Raw genomic sequence first — 17814 nt, forward strand, 5'->3', positions numbered from 1 at the left:
GAAATATAGAGGGGGGCAGTATCTTTCACCGGTTTTTGTGGGCGGGTCGGATGGTTTGCGGCCTGGACCGGTGATTTCCCTGTTTTACTTTTTCAGGAGCGTTATCTTATGACCAATCTGTATGTGGGCAACCTGCCCTGGAGCACTACTGAGGCCCAACTCCGCGATCTTTTTGCTGAATATGGAGAGGTAAGCTCGGCAAAGATCATTGAGGACCGCGAAACCGGCCGTTCCCGGGGGTTTGGTTTTGTGGAAATGGAAAACGGTGCTGACGAGGCCATTGAAAGTCTCAACGGGACTGATTTCGGAGGCCGCAACATCAAGGTCAATGTGGCCAAGCCCAAACGTGAAGCTCGCTTCTAAATTTTATTTGCAAGATAAGCCAAAAAAACCATCCCGGGGACTCCCGGGATGGTTTTTCTTGTTTAAGATTAGGTTTGATATGGCAAATCAACAGCAGCAGCCTGCAAAATCTAAACGATTTTCATGCAGGTTCTTATCTGCAGTTCCTTGAGGATGACCTCTTCGTAATTAATGCGCGGTCCCGGCGTCTTATAGGCTTCATCGTCATTGAATCTGTCCAGAAACTGGCTTTCCTCCCAGAAATCCAGAAGTTCTTCGTCACCCAGAATCTTTACTTGTTCTTCCAGAGGATAATTGTCAGGATTGCGTAGAAAATAGGCCATTATTGAATGAACCCTCCCATACTTGAGTTTAAAAAAATATCTCTTACTCCTTGATAACAGATATTAACCACAAGCTGGTTTTTTGGCAACATATTTTGACTTGATAAAATAAAGAAAAAGATTTAGCGCTGTTAACCAGAAAATTCATTATTGATTCCTCTTATAGTTATTGCCGGAAACAATTATTAAGAACTTACGCAGGAGATAACCATGGAAAATCACACCCAGAAAAAGGATGCCGACCTGCTGCAGATGGTCACTTTCAATATCGGCGGCGAAGAATTCGGTGTGGAGATTCTCACGGTTCAGGAAATCATCAGGATGATGCAGATTACCAAGGTGCCCAAAGCCCCTGATTTTGTAGAAGGGGTGATCAACCTCAGAGGCAAGGTGATACCGGTGATAGACCTGCGCAAGAGATTCGGCCTGGACTCCAGGGGCCATGACAAGAACACCCGGATTGTCGTTGTGGAGATCAACAAAATGATCGTAGGCTTTATTGTCGATTCCGTCTCAGAAGTTCTGAGAATCCCTGCAGATACTGTCGAACCTCCGCCTCCGGTGGTGGCCGGACTTGATTCGGAATATATAAGCGGTGTAGGCAAGCTTGAAGACAGGTTGCTCATTTTGCTGGACCTGGACAGGCTGCTAAGCCGGGAAGAAAAAAAGGTCTTGAGTCAGGTTTAAGCAAAACCGGATTGTAATTCGGAATCAAGATTGTTTGTAGATCCCAGCTTAAAAGAGAAGCTTCTGGATTCAGGCCGGCAATCCAGGCATATCCATATCCACAAGGCAGGTCCGGCTACTCAGATCTATCTTGCCGAATACCTGCGCCGTCAGGGACACGATGCTGTGCTGGTGCTCCCTCCCAACTCTGATGTAAAGCAGTACATGCAACTGGCTGAGATATTCAGCCGGACTTCTATGGAAAAGGATAAATTCTGGGAGTCATCCTGGTTTTTCCTTCCTTCACCAGGGCATTCCAGCAGACCTGCATGGGGCAGGATATGGGCCTCAATGTTCGGGCTTATGCAGCAAAAGGGCAAAGCAGCCGTTTTGACTGCGGATTCCATGCTGAACTATCTTCCGCCTCCTGACGTGGTCCGGGACGTGTTCCTTCTGCTTATGACCGGTGAGGAAACAAATCCTGGAGACATACTGGATAAGCTCGTTGAATGGGGTTATGTCAGGGTTTTTATGGTCACATCACCGGGAGAGGTGTCCCAGAGGGGAGATATTCTGGATATTTATGCCCCTGGTTATCCTCATCCCCTGCGCCTTGAATTCTTTGGAAACCACCTGGAAAGCATCCGAACCTTTGAGCCTGTATCTCAAAGGTCCATCCGCCAGCTTGAAGAATGCCTGATACTGCCCGTATCCCCGAGTCCAATGGAGGACCACCTGGTAAAACAGGCCAGGGACAAGGCGGATTATCTCAAGTCTACCGGTGAAATCAGCAGAGAACTTCGCCAGAGGCTGGAGTTCAAGCTGGAGGAAAAAGATCCGTTTTATCCTGCCGGTCTTTTCTATTCCAGTCCGGGGGAAATTTCGGAATTCCTGCCAGAGGATGCTCATTTTTTTCTGGTGGACACCGCGCGTCTTAGAACATCTCTCGAAGAAGAGGAATGGAAGCTCAAACAGTGGGCCGAAGCCGAGGGGTGGCCTGAAAAGCTTTTTTTTCAGCCTGAAGTCCGGGCCAGGACCATGTGGCACAACAGGCGGCAGGTGGTGTTTGAAAGGCTGGTTATGGGTCAGAAATCCAGGGGTGTTGATCTTGGTGAAAAAGAGATAAACAGCTTCTCGGATATTTTCTGGAAACCCCAGGACAACCGCAGGCCCTGGCCTGCATTTCTGCAGGCCCTGAAGGAATGGAAAAGGACAGCCAATCAGGTAATACTGAATTTCAATACGGCCAAGTCCAGGGACAAGTTCCTGGATGTAATCCAAAAGGAGGATATTGAACTAAAGACTTCTTTTGACCCTGAAGTCCGGGGACTTTACGCCGTGGTGGCGGGAACCGGCACCGGCATGCACATGTCCTGGAATCATATCTACATTCTGGGAGAGGACGTACTGCAGCCCGGAACCAGGCAGCGTACTGGCCCCACGGGAAGGTTCAAGGGCATTGCCAGGGTTGAGGATATTGAGCCCGGGGACATGCTGGTGCATCGTGATTACGGGCTGGGGCGGTTCGGCGGGCTGGAAAGGATAAGCACCGATACCCAGGCCAGTGATTACCTGGTTCTGTACTATGCCAATGATGACAAACTGTATGTCCCGGTGGACAGGTTTTCCCTGGTCCAGAAATACAAGGGACCGGACGGGGCGGACCCTGCCCTGGACAAGCTGGGAGGGGCCAACTGGAGCAAAACCAAGAACCGGGTGCGCAAGGCCATTCAAAAAATCGCCAAAGACCTGGTGGACATGTATGCCCAGCGCAAGGTGGTCAAGGGGTATTCCTACAGCCCCCCCGAAGAACTTTACCAGGAGTTTGCCAATACCTTTGGTTTCCAGGAGACCCCGGACCAGGAGCAGGCCATCCGGGAAGTCATGCAGGATATGGAGAGCGATGAACCCATGGATCGCCTGGTTTGCGGAGATGTGGGCTTCGGCAAGACCGAGGTGGCCATGCGGGCGGCCTTTAGAGCGGTTCAGGACGGCAAGCAGGTGGCCCTTTTATGTCCCACAACCGTACTGGCTGAACAGCATTATCAAAATTTTGTGCAGCGTATGCAGGATTTTGCCATAAATGTGCGCATGCTCAGCCGTTTTGTTCCCCGCAATCGGCAGAAAATCATCCTGGAGGGAGCCAGAAAAGGTGAGGTGGATATACTTATAGGTACACACCGAATTTTGTCCCAGGATGTGATTCTGCCCAGACTTTCTCTGATGATTCTGGACGAGGAGCAAAGATTCGGGGTCAGGCACAAGGAAAAACTAAAACAGTACCGGCAAAATATTGATGTCTTGACCCTGACCGCCACCCCCATCCCCAGGACCCTGCAGCTGTCCGTATCCGGAATTCGCACCTTGAGCGTAATTGAGACCCCTCCCCTGGACCGCAAGCCGGTGGAGAGCTCAATAATTGAAAGGGACAGGGATTTCCTGCGGCATGCCCTGCAAAGGGAACTGGACCGGCAGGGACAGGTGTTCTGGGTTTACAACCGGGTGCAGGGTCTGGAAAGCGTCATGGAGTATGTCCAGGATCTGATGCCCGAGGCCAGAGTGGACATGGCCCACGGTCAGATGCCCGAGCGCATCCTGGAGGAGAACATGCACAGATTCTGGCATCACGAAATCGATATACTTGTCTGTACTGCCATAATCGAGTCCGGGCTGGACTTTCCCCGGGCCAATACCCTGATTGTTGACCAGGCCCATATGTTCGGCCTCGGCCAGCTCTACCAGCTGCGAGGTAGGGTAGGCAGGTCGCAGGAGCAGGCTTATGCCTATTTCATTGTGCCCTCGGTCAGGGAGCTGGGAGAAAAATCCAGAAAACGCATGCAGATCATCCTGGATATGGATTACTTAGGCGCTGGTTTTCAGGTGGCCATGGAAGATTTAAGACTCAGGGGTGCAGGGAATATCCTGGGTGAAGTTCAGTCCGGTCAGATCGGAAAAGTTGGTCTGGACCTTTTTCTGGAGATGATGCAGGAAGAAGTAGGCAAGCTGAAAGGAGACACTTCTTACGGTTCCAGGGACCTGGAAATCAACATTGGTTTTTCGGCTTATATTCCAGAGGATTATATCCCCGATGCTGCAGAGAGGCTCAAATATTACCGCATGCTTTCAGGCGGCGCTCAACAGCAGGACTTTGACCAGCTCTCTCAGGAACTCCAGGATCTGTTTGGAAAACTGCCTGAAGAGTTGCATAATTTCATCAATGTGTTAAAAATAAAGCACGCCCTGAAAGCTCTGGGGCCACAGAAAGCGGATTTTATGGAAAACAGGCTGAGCATTGAATGGTCGGCGGAGACAGGTGAGCTGAACCCTGAAAAGCTGGTGCAGTGGATAGAAAAAAACAGCAGCATCGCCAGGCTTGTGCCGCCATCTAAGCTGGAGATCCGTTTGAACAGGGATTCAAATGTTCTGAACTTCCTCTATGAACTGCAGGATATTGTTCAGGATTTGACCGATCATCTTAAATCATGAGATAAGCACATTATATACATGCGCCACTGTTTTTTTGTCACTGCCCTTGTTTTTCTGGCTGTTCTGGCTTGGGGTTGCTCCCCGGACTCCCCCGAGGAAGGGGTGGTTGCCACAGTAAATGGTCAGCCCATATACCTGGATGAAGTGGAGTCCGGGTATGATGCCGATTATTTCAAATGGTCCAGGGGAGTGCCGCCTGATTTGAAGGAAATCAAATCATCCTATGGCAGAGTGCTGCTGGACCTGGTGGTTCAGAAGTTGATAGAACAGGAACTCAATTCTTCAGGGCATGCAGTTGATCCCGGGGAGGTGGCAAAAATCGAGCGGGAGATAAGACAGGATTATCCCGATGGAGGATTTGAAGAGGTGCTTATTGAGGAACATATAGATCTTGAATTCTGGAGAGCCAGTATTCTTAAGGATCTGATGTGGGACAAGTTCAAGAAGGAAGTATTAAGGCCCCGGATCAGCCTTGATGTGGAAGATGTCAAGGAATACTATCACTACCATATTGAAGATTTTTATATTCCGGAAAGAATTGTTTTTCTGCACCTTTCCTCCGGTAAAGAAGACAAGCTGCAGGAAGTCCTTGACACTTTCCAGGAAAGCGAAGACATATCCCGCATCCGGGAAAAATATCCTCAGGTCAATGTGGGGGAGTATGAAATGCGGGTGGACAGATTGCCTCTGGGACTGCAGGATGAATTGACCGGCCTGCAGAAGGGAGAAAAAAGCCAAATCCAGAAAAACAGGCAGGGACTTTATTACCGGGTGATGGTCATGGACCGCAAGGACAGCAAGCTTTTAAAGCCACACCAGGTATATGATATCATTGAAGAAAACCTGGTGCAGGAAAAAATGCACAAGGTTTTTTACAACTGGCTTGAAACAACCGTGGACGAGTCGGATATCAAGATAAATGCCAGGCTGCTGGAAACCGCTTTTATGGAAAATTAGCCGGAAAGGCTGCATCTGACTCAAGACTCTTTCTGAATCAAGGTAAGTTTTCACGGGGTACTCAGTTGTAGTTCCCGGCACCAGGCCCATGCCCGTGATCCCGGACAAAGATTTGCTCATGCCCGGAATAAAACAGTCCCGGTAACAGGCACCCAAGCCTCGCCTTCTGAAAATATTTCCTGCCATGCTTTCCTGCCGCGTGTCTCAGCGTGGTCAGCGTGGTTCTTGTTTTTGTGACAGGGATGCAAAATTAAATATTTGACACAACACTCTAATAAAGCGGCAACGTATGGTAAAAACAAATAAATCACTTTCATGCAGGGCGTATTTCTTTTTCAACAGATCACTTATACTGCTGGCGGCTGTATTGTTGGTCCTTGTTTCCTTCAGACCGGCTGAAGCTTCATCGGTAAACAGGATAGTGGCTCATGTAAATGGAGAAAGCATCACCCTTTTTGATCTGGAAAAAAGGGTGGAAATGTTTCTGGGTCTCTTCGAGGATATTTCCCTGGATGAACTGCCGCCGGTGCAGCAGGAAGAAACCAGAAGACATGTTCTGGAGCAGATGATAAATGACATTCTCATGCGCCAGGAGGCTGAAAGATACCAGATCGAGGTCCGGAACCGGGAAATCCAGGAACATATAGAAAGGGTGAAGCAGAACAACAACATGAACCAGGAAGAGTTTGAGCAGCATCTGCGTGCTCAGGGGCTCAGTCTGGAGGATTACAAGGATCAGATCAGGGACTCCATGCTCAGGCAGAGGGTCATGAACATCATGGTCCAGAGAAAAACCGTGGTCACCAGTGACCGCATCAAGGAATACTACGAGGACAATATCCAGGATTTTAAAAAGGAAAGAAAAGTCCATCTCAAAGTCCTGGTGGTACCCCGGGTGGAAGAGGCGGAAACCCTGCTGGATAAGATCAAAGAGGGTGAATACCAGTTTGCTGAAGCGGCTGAAAATTATTCCCAGGGTCCGGGGGCTTCGGAAGGCGGAGACATCGGTATGGTCCGCTGGGACAGGATGAGGCCTGAATGGAGAGAAGCCCTGAAGAACATGGAGGCCGGTGAAATCAGTGAACCCTTTGCAATGCAGGGGCAGGGCGTTTTGCTCCGTGTCGAGGAGATACATGATGAGGGAGCTGTTCCCTTAGAAGAGGTCGAAGAAGAGATTCGCGACGAACTCTTTGATAAAATGCTGGAAAAAAGATTTGATGAATATATCCAGGGACTGCGGGACAGGGCAGTAATAGATATCCGCTATTAGCCCGGCATCCCTTGGGAGAAATTATGGAAATGCAAGAGCTTGGCAGAAAGCTGTACGAAGAAAGAACGCGCCGGGGTTTGAGCCTGGAACAGGTCCAGGATGAAACCAAGATCAGTCTGAACTTTTTAAAGGCGCTGGAAGACGGGGACGTGGAGCAGCTGCCTCACCCGGTTTATGCCAAGGGCTTCATGCAGAACTATGCAAGGTTTCTGGGCCTGGACTGGCAAAGCATGGGGGAAGAGTTCTCCAAGATATACCATGCTGAAGAAGAAACTGAAAGCCTGGAAGAACTGCCCACGGTCCTTAAGGAACAAAAAGAGGCCAGGCTTTTTTCCTACACTGTCAAGGCATCAGTGATTATTCTGGCTTTGGTTATCATTGTCGGTTTCGGATGGTTTTTGTATTCTTCCTTCCAGGAAGAGCCTGCTCAAGAGGAACAGGCCGAACTGGCTGAAGAAATCCCCGAATACGATCATGTCCAGGAAGAGCCCCTGGAAGACGATATCCTGGAAGACAGGGCCGTCACTCCGGAAGAACCGGAAATTCCCGGAGACGCTGTACCGCAAGAAGATGTTTTGCTCCGGGAGGACGTAGATGAGCTTCAACCCCGGGTAACCCAGCTGGATCTGGAGGCCTTTGCAGTTGAGCCGGATGAGCCCGAGGAAGAAGAAATTCCTGACACAGTGCTGGTGCATATCGAGGCGCATGAAGAATGCTGGCTCATGTATGAGACCGATGACGAAAGCCGGGATCATTTTCTGCGTCCCGGTGACAGTATCGAGGTGGAATATACTGGCAGTATGAGTCTCAGGCTTGGCAACGCCGGCGGGGTAAGCATAAGTCTTAACGGCGAACCCTATGATCTTGACGCCGCCTCCGGCGAGGTAAAGACCCTGGAATTCAACGACACCCCTTAACAGCTTTCCGACTGTACCCATGTCGTTTTCGGAAAAAGTCCTTGTTTTGCGCACCGGGAGGTTCAAGGAGCATGACCTCTGGGTGCGCTTTCTGTCCCCGACCCGGGGGGTGCAGACAGGTTTTGCCTTCGGGGGGTGCCGCAGCAGAAGACGCTTCTGCGGGTGTCTGGACAGTCTGAACCTGGTCTTGTTCACCATTGGGTACAGTTCCGGTAAAAGATACCTGACCCTGCAGGAGGGAACCCTTGTCAGCGGGTTTCAGGAACTCAAGAACCAGCGTGACAAACTGGGGATGGCTGTAAACTGCCTGCGTTTTGTACAGAAAATCTGCCCCGAGGGTGATGATTCTTCCCGGATATATCCCCTGATCCTGGAAGTACTGGAAGTAATGGAGAACCATCCCGACATTCCCATATTTTTTCCGCTTCTGTTCAAAGCCAGGGCCGCATTTATCCACGGCTACGAACCGGTGCCGGCTGAATGCGCTGTTTGCGGACTCGGCGCAGAAAATATGCACCTGGGCTTTTTTTCCTTCAGTGATGGGCGAGTATTCTGCCCAGGCTGCATACGGGACCAAAAGGGAACTATTAAGACCGGAAGAGAGTCTCTTTTGTTTCTGGACAGGCTGCGAACATCCGGTCCAGGACAATGGCTCGATTGGAACCCGGAACCCGAGGTACTCCAGGACTGTTTCCGGGTAATTGATGCCTATGTCCAGTACCATCTGGACTAAATCTTTGCAAAACCGGAACAGTCCCACCCAAGCAACTTTTTACCCTGAAAGCTGCTTGCCTGCGCTGTGCGCAAAGTTTTGCTTTAGTGTACTTTTTTCATAGAATTATCATAACCAAACGGGAGACGTGGATGCATTTTCAGGATGTAATGCTCAATCTTCAGCGCTTCTGGAGCGATTACGGCTGTGTTTTGCACCAGCCGTACGATGTCGAGGTGGGTGCCGGGACATTCAATCCGGCTACTTTCCTGGCGGTAATTGGCCCTGAGCCCTGGAAAACCGCCTATGTTGAGCCTTCCAGGCGACCCACGGACGGAAGATACGGGGAAAATCCCAACCGGCTTCAGCACTATTACCAGTTCCAGGTGATACTAAAGCCCTCGCCGCGGGATATTCAGGATATATATTTAAAAAGCCTGGAGGCCCTGGGAATCGTGCCCCGGGAGCATGACATCCGTTTTGTGGAGGACGACTGGGAATCCCCGACCCTGGGTGCCTGGGGCCTGGGATGGGAAGTCTGGCTAAACGGCATGGAGATAACCCAGTTCACCTATTTTCAGCAGGTGGGGGGGATTGACCTGGATCCCGTAAGCGTGGAACTCACCTATGGACTGGAAAGGATCTGCATGTATCTGCAGGAGGTGGAATCTGTCTTTGACCTGGCCTGGAACCAGGAACTCACCTACGGCGATATTCACCTGCAGGGGGAAAGGGAACATTCCAGGTACAATTTTGAACTGAGCAACGCCGAGATGCTTCTGGGTCATTTCAACAATTTTGAACAGGAATGCATGAAGCTCTGTGAAAATAAACAGGTCATGCCCGCCTATGATTACTGTCTGAAATGCTCTCATACCTTCAATCTGCTGGAGGCCAGGGGGGCTTTGTCCATCACCGAAAGGACCGGGTATATAGGCAGGGTGCGCAACCTGGCCTCCAGGGTGGCTGCACTGTACCAGGAACAGCGCCAGGAAATGGGGCATCCATTGATGAACCGATAGCTGTGGTATTTTGTTTCATGACTATAAAGTTAAAGTTAAACTTGAGGAAATAGCAGATGCCTGATTTTGTACTGGAAATTGGATTCGAGGAAATGCCGGCCCGTTTTTTGAAGCAAATCACCATTGATTTCAGGCAGTCCCTGGACAAAGAACTGGAGACTCAAATGCTGGATCACGGACAGGTCCGGACCTGGTCCACGCCAAGAAGGCTTTGTGCTTATGTTTCGGGTCTTTCCGAAGTTCAGACCAGCAAGGAAGAGATTGTCACCGGCCCCCCGGTTGCCGTGGGGCTGGATGAACAGGGCGGGTACACCAAAGCTGGACAGGGGTTTGCACGCTCCCAGCAGGTGGATGTTCAGGAACTGATGATTCAGGAGACTGAAAAAGGACGCTACCTGGCTGTACAAAAAAAAGTCGGGGGCGCTCAGACCCGCGATATACTGCCGCAGATATGCACAGAAGCTGTCAACAGCCTGGGGTTTCCCAAAAAGATGCGCTGGTGGGACCGCTTTACCTTCGGTCGTCCCATCAGGTGGATCCTGGCCAAAATGGATGAGCAGGTAATTAATTTTCAGATAGCCGATGTAAAATCCGCGGATATGACTTACGGCCACAGGGTGCTTGGCCCGGGGCCATTCAGGGTGGATCAGGCAAAGGATTATTTCCGCATTATCAGGGAAGAGGCTGGAGTGATTCTGGACTTTCAGGAAAGAAAGGACATTATCACCAGTGAAGCCTCCAACCTGGCCCGGGAGATACAGGGCAAAGTTGTGGAAAACGAAAAACTTGCCAGTGAGAATGCCAATCTGGCCGAATTTCCCGGGCCTGTCCTGGGGAGTTTTGATCCAGGCTACTTAGAACTGCCCCGGGAAGTCCTTCTTACCAGCATGGAATCCCATCAGAAAAGTTTCGGTGTGGTGGACGATGAAGATCGGCTCCTGCCCAGTTTTGTGGCGGTCATAAACAACAGGCCCGACAGCAGGGGGCTTATCCGGAAAGGATGGGAAAGGGTCCTGAAGGCCCGCCTTGAGGATGCAAGGTTCTTCTGGAACTCGGACAAGGCCGCGTCTTTTGATGAATGGATGCAGAAGCTGGAAAAGGTCGTTTTCATGGCTCCTCTTGGTTCCATGGGGGAAAAGTCCAGACGCCTGGAGCGCATCAGCGGCTTTCTTTGCGACAGGCTGCAGTCTGCGGACAAGAAGGATGTTCAAAAGGCCGCCTTTATCTGCAAAGCGGACCTGGTTTCGGAAATGGTGGGGGAGTTTGCCGACCTGCAGGGCATCATGGGCGGCATTTACGCCAGCCATGCCGGGTATAACGATAATGTGGCCAGGGCTGTATACGAACATTACCTGCCCCTGGGCCCGGATTCGGATACACCTTCCACTCCCGAAGGAGCCCTGGTTTCCCTGGCGGACAAGATGGATAACCTGGTGGGCTGCTTCGGCCTGGACATGCTTCCCACCGGGGCGGCAGATCCGTATGCTCTGCGCAGGCAGGCCCTGGGGGTTATCCGGATTATAATCAAGCATGGCCTGCGCCTGGATATTGAAGAACTTATTTCCTTTACAGCCAAAAGCTATACCGGGGCAACCTGGAAACAGGACCCGGAACAGGCGCTGGAAAAACTTATGCAGTTTTTCGCCACAAGGCTCAAGGCCTACTGGCAGGGCCAGGGCTTTCAGGGAAAACTGGTTGATGCAGTGCTCCAGAGCGGATTTTCAGACATCTATGCAGCCCAGGGGCGTCTTGATGCCATCAGGGAGTTCAGCCTGGATGAAAATTTTGAGGCCGCGGTTTTGACCTATAAGCGCGTGGACAATATTATCCGCAAGCAGGCCGGAGACGCCGGGGTGAGTCTGAAGCAGGATTATGACCCCGGCCTGCTGCAGGAAGACCCTGAAATAAAACTGGACCGGGCTATCCGGGAAATCATGAACGACTGGGACACTTTGTGGCAAAATGAGGACTTCAGTTCACTGTTTAACAAGCTTAATGCGTTGAGACCCAGCGTGGATGACTTTTTTGACCATGTCATGGTCATGTGCCAGGACGAAAAGCTGAGACAGAACAGGCTTGGCCTCCTTAACTTTCTGTCCCTAAAGTTCAAGAAGCTGGCGGATTTTTCAGCCCTGCAGGTTTAAATAATAATTAATCTGCCAGGGTGCAGGCTGAATTTTTTGTCCACCGAAAAATGGTTTGCTGACCCAAATTGCTTCTTGACACAGACCAGGCATCAGGGCTAATAAATTAAGTTTGTCAACATCTGGCTATCAAAGCTTATTATAAATTAACTACAATAAATATCAGGAGGATTCGACTTTGCCCAACATTAGATCCGCAGCCAAGAGACACAGGCAGAATCTCAAAGCCAGGGAAAGAAACAAGGCTGTAAAGACCCGCATCAAAAACGTGACCAAGGCTGTTCACCAGGCAGTAAACCAGCAGGATGCGGATCAGGCTTCCCGGGCCATCCAGAAGGCAGCTTCCACTCTGGACAAGGCAGCCCAGAAGAGGGTCATCCACTGGAAAAAAGCCGCCCGCAAGATTTCCAGGCTCAACAGAATGGTCAATACGCTACAAAGTACCCACTGATTTAATCCAGTACTTTTTTTCTACCCCGGGGGTACATTCCCTATGAACCCCCCCGGGGTAAAAGTCGGACCGGCTTCTAATCTTCCCAGCTGTTCACAGGCTTGATTCATTCTTCTCTTACCCCGTTTTTTACGCAACCTGTCTTGATGCGCCTGCAAAAAGTCGGATTGCGAGCAATTTAGCAATAAAACAAGCTCATAACTCTTTGTTTTTATTGACTCCTGACCCCTGTCTCCTGACCCCTGCAACTGCAAAAAGGACTTCTTGCAGTTGCATCTGTCTTCAGCCTTCAAAAAAATCCAGGGCAGGCATGCCAGGAATTTCGTCCATGTCGCTCAGGTATCTGCCAAAGGCAGCCAGGGCCGCTTTATGTTCCTGTTCCAGCCCGTAATCCATTTTTTGCCAGTAGTCGGTGATCTGCTCCGGGGTAAACTCTGTGCCTGGGTAAAGCATGCTCAATTCATGGTATCTGCCCGGCATCGCCCGTCTGGCCTGCAGAAGCTCCCGGGCCAGGCGGGCGAGAACACTTCTCTGCCTGCCCTGCAGATCGCGCCTTAATATCCACAGGGCAAAAACAAAAGGCAGACCGGTCATTTTGTTCCATTCCCCGGCCAGGTCCAGGACATGCATATTTTGATGCGCATTGAGAAAAATACTCAGGGCATGATCCCCGATTTCCAGAAATGGTTTCCCTGTAGACAGGCCCTGGCCTGGATCCAGCATTCTCCATCTGGGAGAGGGAAGCTTCCAGTGGTAATGCCAGAGGATTTTCAAAAGAGCCCGGGATGTATCCGAGGCCCGGGTAAGAAAAATCTCCCCGTTTTGCCCTGCATACCTTTCAAGTTGGTCAAAAGGGAAGGGCAGGCAGAAAATAACGCTTTGCACCTGAGACGCGGCGCTGATGCCAAGATCCGGCAGGAGCAGGTAGTCCTCTGCCCTGTACAGATATTCAATGGAAGAAGAAGGGGAGACGTGAATATCTTTGCGGGCCAGGGCCTGGTTGAGCATTGCAGGATGGCCGCTGACGAAGCTCACATCTGTGCAAAGGCTGTTGTTTATGCTGTGAAACAGGGGCCAGATATTGAGATAGTCTATGCGGCCCACTTTTAGCTGGGAATTGTTCATTAACCTTAAACCGCCATATTTTCTGATTGTCTGTGGATTCAATCTTGCCTTAACCGGCCTGAGTCCATAAAATAGCTTTCATGCGCAATATCTATGTAAAGATGACACCTCTGCTGACCTTTTTTGCCGTGGGCTGGTCCATGAGCATCCGGTATAAAAGGGTCAATTTCGAAAAAATCCAGGATCTGCGTAACCGGAAAAAACCCATAGTCTTTGCCATATATCACAACGAACTCTTCCCTTTGTGCTACCTGCACCGCAACGAAGGCATCATCGCCGTGGTCAGTGCAAGCAGGGACGGAGAAATCCTGGCCAGGGTCCTGCACAGCATGGGATTCAACCTGGCCCGGGGGTCCAGCTCCAGGCAGGGGATGAAGGCCATGCTGGCGGCAATGCGCCAGATGCATACAAAGGGCAGGGATGCCGTCCTCACCGTGGACGGCCCCCGGGGTCCCAGGCACGAGGTAAAGCCGGGGATTGTCTACCTGGCTTCCAGGATAGGGGCTCATATCGTGCCTGTCCGGGTAAGGATGAGCACCAGGCATGAGTTCTCCGGGTCCTGGGACCGGTTCAAGCTTCCCTGGCTCTGGTCAGGCTGCGAGGTTGTATACGGTCGTCCGTATAAATTGTCCTCGAAAATGGGTTCCAGTGAAATCACACAAGAGGCTCTGGAACTTAAACATAAGCTGGGCCTGCTTTCATCTACCTAAACTCAAAACAGAAACATCCCGTCTGCATCAGACTTCTGCCTGGATTCTACGGAATCAAGCCTCTGTTCAGCAGCCTTTTTCTGGCTATCACGCCCGGCATTCCGGATAACCTTTTCAAACATCCTGGCGGCCACGCTGTACATTTCTCTTTGTTCGTAAATCAGCCCGGCCCGGTACATGGCGGTAACAGCCCATATATTTTCCTCTGGAAACTCCCATGCCAGCCGCAGATATTTATCCAGGGCATCTTCCAGGCGTCCCTGGTGCTGGGCGCCTTCTCCCAGCCAGAACAGAATCTCTGCCTGGATGCCTTTCTCAAAGTCCTCTCTTTGCTCCCACATGGAGGATAGGATCTCTTCCGCCTCAGACCACCGTCCCTTTTCCTGGATCATCAGGGCCAGGTTCAACCTGCGCTGAGGTTCAAGTCGCTGGGGATCCCTGCTTAAAAGGACCTGGTAGGTTTGCAGGGATTCTTCTTCGCGGCCCATATCCATTAGAATACCTGCCTTGGCCTCCAGAACGTCCAGCTGCTTATCCCCCTGGGCAAACTCCTGGGAAATCTGCTCCAGGTATCTCCAGGCCAGTTCCTTGTGTCCCTGTTCATAGGCATCCTGGGCCAGGAAAAGATATGCTGACTGGCCGGCCTGGGCGCTGGGAAACAAAAAAGCCAGGTTGCGGGCGGCTTCGGTATCATCCTGGCCCTGAAACTTTTCCTCCCAGAACAGGTAGTTAATGCTGTAATCCAGGGGGTAGGAATCTTTAAGGATCTGAAGGTCTTCCTGGTCGTCCCCCCAGAAATCCGCAGAGAACCTTTTTTCGATATTCATGCCCGCGGCATTTAAAAGCTCTTTGAAAAAAGGATACTGATTGCCCGGGAGGTCATTAAGATGCTGGTATTCACCGGTTAAAAGGGCGGCGCTCAGATGCAGGGTAAAGGGCAGATTGACGTCTTTGTCAAGAAGGTCTTTCCAGACGTTTTCAGCCTGCTCAAAGTCCTGATTCTGCAGCGTGAAGATGAACTCAAGAGAGGTCAGACCGGCCCTGACTTCCTGTGGAAGCAGGGCGGATGTAAGCTCCTGTCTGACGGATTTCAGGGCTTCAGACTCGGACCTGTCCTTGATACGGCTCAAAAAAGACGGCCATGAGCCCTGATCCGGTGTGCCAAGCTCAAAACTGTTCAGGGCGTACTCCTGCAGGTTCAGGGCGAATATATCCTTGAACCCGCGGCTTTTGGGATGCTTGAGGTCCCCGGACCACCGGCTGAAGGACTCTGTCTGCAGAAAATCTCCAAGGTTTTTCCAGAAATTGCGCAGGTCCCGGTCCTGAATATCCTGCAGATTTCTGTCCGCCATAGACCAGTGCCCCATGCTCCAGGCCGCCAGGACCTGTGAAACCTTTTTTCTATCAGAAGACGATACCCTGTCCAGGGCAGGGTCCTGGGAAACGTCCTGTGCAGCCTCGGAAAACGGGCCCGCCACTTCCTCCCAGAAGCTTTCCTCCGGCCAGGCCTTGCTTCCCAGGCTAAGAGCCTGAAGCATGATCTGTTTGCGTCCCTGGCTTATATCGTCCACAGACAGGGAGGAAAAGTACCATCTTTTCCAGACTGCCTGCCAGAGGAAAGAAAGTCCCTGTTCCTGATGCATAAGTTCGGCAGTCCTGTCCTTTCCCAGGTAATCCGAGCTTTGCACTGCATGCAGGACAGCCTGGTCAAAGTCTTCTTTCTGGCGGTGACTCCTGGACTGTAAAAAGAGGAGCCGACCCTTGTAGTCATCCCGGTCCTGAGCCTCGATCCGCCCAAGGACTTCCAGGGCCTGGCCTGGATCGCCCATTTCCAGCAGGGCTTCGGCGTATTCAAGCTTTTCCGGGGTGCCGGGAGATGCCTGCAAAAGGTTGTGGGCATAGATATCCAACGCGCCGTATTCCTTGAGCCATTCCAGGTATTCATCCTGGTTGTCCCATCTTTCTGCACCGGCTTGAAGGGGAAACAGGGCCAGGCAAAGGGTTAAAATAATGCGTTTCATAGTTCTTCCATGAGGATTAAAGGATTAAAGAATCAACTTGCACTTAGGAAATAAGTAATAATAACCTATACGTTGTCTTATCCAGCACTCACTTTTGAATACTATTATTTACTTGGCAATTCTCCATAGTCAAAAGTGAGTGCTGGATTGAAAAAACCCTGTAAAGATTATTTCTACTTACCGCCTAAGGATTAAACGGGGGGTGACCCCTCAACAACTGCTGATAATTTTATAGCCTCCCAAGGAGTCAGGTCAACATTCAAATCACCCTCAGCCAAAGCCGGTCTTTTTCTCAGTCATAAAAGCTACGGACACATAGGTGGGGTGCAACATATCGATTTTATTGCCAATCCTCTCTTATTCATATAATAAAAGTTTACATAATTTACATTATGAGACAAAAGTGCAGGGCAAAAAAGGGGGGTTGCCGGCTTCAGGCAACCCCCCTTTTTTGATCAATTTCCCCAGAACTATGAATCGGGCTTGATCTTTTTCAGATATTTATCCCGGCAATCGTAGCTGCAGAAGCAATAAACCTGTCCGTCCTTCTTGATGCGCACATCGCTGTCCTTGTCCACGTATGTCCCGCAGACAGGATCCTTGACCATGATCCCGGATGCGGCCAGCTTTTCCTTTTCCTTTAACTGAGCGTCTTTCTTTTTTTTCTGATCATTGGTCAACAGCTTGTACAGAATAAAAAGCACCACAGCTATTACTATGAATTTCATCATGGCAATTATCCCTGAAGTTACGGTTTATGTTTGAAATATCTTATGCCCTTCTAACCTGAATTCAAGCCCCTGTAGCAGCCTTGCTGCCACTTGTCCGTCCGGGAGCACCAGTTCAGGGAATATCTCCAGAAGCGGAATCAGAACAAAGGCCCTGGACCCCAGACCGTGATGAGGAAGGATCAGCCCTTCTTCGTTTATTTCCATGCCTGCAAACAGAAGTATGTCCAGGTCAATGACCCGGGGTCCGTTTCGCGGTCCCGGAATACGCCCCATGTTTTTTTCCAGTTCTTTTAAGGCTGCCAGAAGATCCAGCGGCTGCCAGGAATCACCACAGCGCATCCACATGACCTGGTTGGCGAACCAGGGTTGATCTTTCATCCCCTGAGGCTCTGTCAGGTAGACAGATGATTTTTTCACCAGAGAAAGTCCTGGCAGATCTGTCAGTAATTGCGCGGCCCTTTCCAGGTTGTCCGCTGGATTTCCCATATTGGAACCCAGGCTGATAAATATATCCTGCATAAACTCTGAACAGTCAGAATATTTCATTTAATATCTTGTAGTTATTATATTTGTCTGCATTTTTTCAGAAGATTCAGGGCAAGCTTGCAGACGAATACAATTATTTCAACATGTTACTGTTACACAAGAAAAAGCAGACGCACATTTATTGAAGTGATGCTCAAGGACTTATTCGACCTCCACATCCGTAACCATTCAGGGGGCACTCAGTTGTGGTTCCTGGCCATTGCGCCAAGGTCTGGGGACTGTCCCCGCTAAGTACTATCTTTGAAGGATCGTATCTGTTTAGCGCTTTTAAGGAAAGCAGGGGACAGGCACTCCGGGACCCACTTGAGCATCATTTTGTGCTTAAAACATCTCATTTTTTGGGACAAGTGGGTCCCGGAAGAGCCAGTCC

General features: G+C 50.5%; 16 protein-coding genes. 11 read left to right on the forward strand and 5 right to left on the reverse strand.

Translation table 11 applies throughout. The features are described from left to right. The first annotated feature begins 108 nt into the window (after positions 1–108). Complete coding sequence (gene rbp / locus D5S03_RS06410) at positions 109–363, forward strand: RNA-binding regulator (RefSeq protein WP_008868844.1); 255 nt, start codon at positions 109–111, stop codon at positions 361–363. A gap of 110 nt (positions 364–473) precedes the next feature. On the opposite strand, the gene D5S03_RS06415 is transcribed toward rbp, so the two are convergent. Next, on the reverse strand, positions 474–686 hold the full coding sequence (locus D5S03_RS06415; protein WP_008868845.1) for a hypothetical protein: 213 nt from the start codon (positions 684–686) through the stop codon (positions 474–476). Between the two features lie 210 nt (positions 687–896). On the opposite strand from D5S03_RS06415, the gene D5S03_RS06420 reads away from it, so the two are divergent. The 9 genes from D5S03_RS06420 (at position 897) to rpsT (ending at position 12311) form a co-directional block, all read left to right on the forward strand. Beyond that, positions 897–1373 carry a chemotaxis protein CheW gene (locus D5S03_RS06420; RefSeq protein WP_008868846.1) on the forward strand — a complete coding sequence of 159 codons (477 nt, stop codon included), beginning with the start codon at positions 897–899 and terminating at the stop codon, positions 1371–1373. 30 nt (positions 1374–1403) lie between these two features. After that, positions 1404–4838 (forward strand): transcription-repair coupling factor, encoded by a 3435-nt coding sequence (gene mfd / locus D5S03_RS06425; RefSeq protein WP_008868847.1) that lies wholly within the window; start codon positions 1404–1406, stop codon positions 4836–4838. 18 nt (positions 4839–4856) lie between these two features. Then, positions 4857–5795, forward strand: coding sequence for a SurA N-terminal domain-containing protein (locus D5S03_RS06430; protein WP_008868848.1), 939 nt, complete (start codon positions 4857–4859; stop codon positions 5793–5795). 289 nt (positions 5796–6084) lie between these two features. Beyond that, positions 6085–7065: a SurA N-terminal domain-containing protein gene (locus D5S03_RS06435; protein WP_008868849.1), complete on the forward strand. Its 981-nt coding sequence runs from the start codon at positions 6085–6087 to the stop codon at positions 7063–7065. 23 nt (positions 7066–7088) lie between these two features. Then, entirely contained in the window at positions 7089–7982 is an 894-nt protein-coding gene (locus D5S03_RS06440) for a helix-turn-helix domain-containing protein (protein ID WP_008868850.1), read from the forward strand. A gap of 19 nt (positions 7983–8001) precedes the next feature. Further along, positions 8002–8715 carry a DNA repair protein RecO gene (gene recO / locus D5S03_RS06445; protein ID WP_008868851.1) on the forward strand — a complete coding sequence of 238 codons (714 nt, stop codon included), beginning with the start codon at positions 8002–8004 and terminating at the stop codon, positions 8713–8715. Positions 8716–8846: 131 nt separating this feature from the next. After that, on the forward strand, positions 8847–9716 hold the full coding sequence (locus tag D5S03_RS06450; RefSeq protein WP_008868852.1) for a glycine--tRNA ligase subunit alpha: 870 nt from the start codon (positions 8847–8849) through the stop codon (positions 9714–9716). 56 nt (positions 9717–9772) lie between these two features. Further along, a complete protein-coding gene (gene glyS / locus D5S03_RS06455) occupies positions 9773–11860 on the forward strand; it encodes a glycine--tRNA ligase subunit beta (RefSeq protein ID WP_008868853.1) in 2088 nt (695 codons plus the stop codon). A gap of 178 nt (positions 11861–12038) precedes the next feature. Further along, a complete protein-coding gene (rpsT, locus tag D5S03_RS06460; RefSeq protein WP_008868854.1) occupies positions 12039–12311 on the forward strand; it encodes a 30S ribosomal protein S20 in 273 nt (90 codons plus the stop codon). A 282-nt stretch (positions 12312–12593) separates the two neighbouring features. Here rpsT and D5S03_RS06465 read toward each other — a convergent pair whose 3' ends face one another. Next, complete coding sequence (locus D5S03_RS06465; RefSeq protein WP_008868855.1) at positions 12594–13436, reverse strand: menaquinone biosynthesis protein; 843 nt, start codon at positions 13434–13436, stop codon at positions 12594–12596. 80 nt (positions 13437–13516) lie between these two features. On the opposite strand from D5S03_RS06465, the gene D5S03_RS06470 reads away from it, so the two are divergent. Continuing rightward, the gene (locus tag D5S03_RS06470) at positions 13517–14146 is read left to right on the forward strand and encodes a lysophospholipid acyltransferase family protein (RefSeq protein WP_008868856.1); all 630 of its coding nucleotides are present in this window, start codon (positions 13517–13519) and stop codon (positions 14144–14146) included. Positions 14147–14148: 2 nt separating this feature from the next. On the opposite strand, the gene D5S03_RS06475 is transcribed toward D5S03_RS06470, so the two are convergent. The 3 genes from D5S03_RS06475 to folK all read right to left on the reverse strand — a co-directional run bounded on the left by D5S03_RS06475 (position 14149) and on the right by folK (position 17444). Continuing rightward, positions 14149–16167 carry a tetratricopeptide repeat protein gene (locus D5S03_RS06475; protein WP_008868857.1) on the reverse strand — a complete coding sequence of 673 codons (2019 nt, stop codon included), beginning with the start codon at positions 16165–16167 and terminating at the stop codon, positions 14149–14151. A gap of 470 nt (positions 16168–16637) precedes the next feature. Next, a complete protein-coding gene (locus tag D5S03_RS06480) occupies positions 16638–16898 on the reverse strand; it encodes a YHS domain-containing protein (protein WP_008868858.1) in 261 nt (86 codons plus the stop codon). A gap of 24 nt (positions 16899–16922) precedes the next feature. Then, positions 16923–17444: a 2-amino-4-hydroxy-6-hydroxymethyldihydropteridine diphosphokinase gene (gene folK, locus D5S03_RS06485; protein WP_008868859.1), complete on the reverse strand. Its 522-nt coding sequence runs from the start codon at positions 17442–17444 to the stop codon at positions 16923–16925. Between the last annotated feature and the right edge of the window lie 370 nt (positions 17445–17814).

Origin of the sequence: Desulfonatronospira sp. MSAO_Bac3 (genome assembly GCF_003838035.1) — a bacterium.
Taxonomy (GTDB): Bacteria; Desulfobacterota; Desulfovibrionia; order Desulfovibrionales; family Desulfonatronovibrionaceae; genus Desulfonatronospira; species Desulfonatronospira thiodismutans.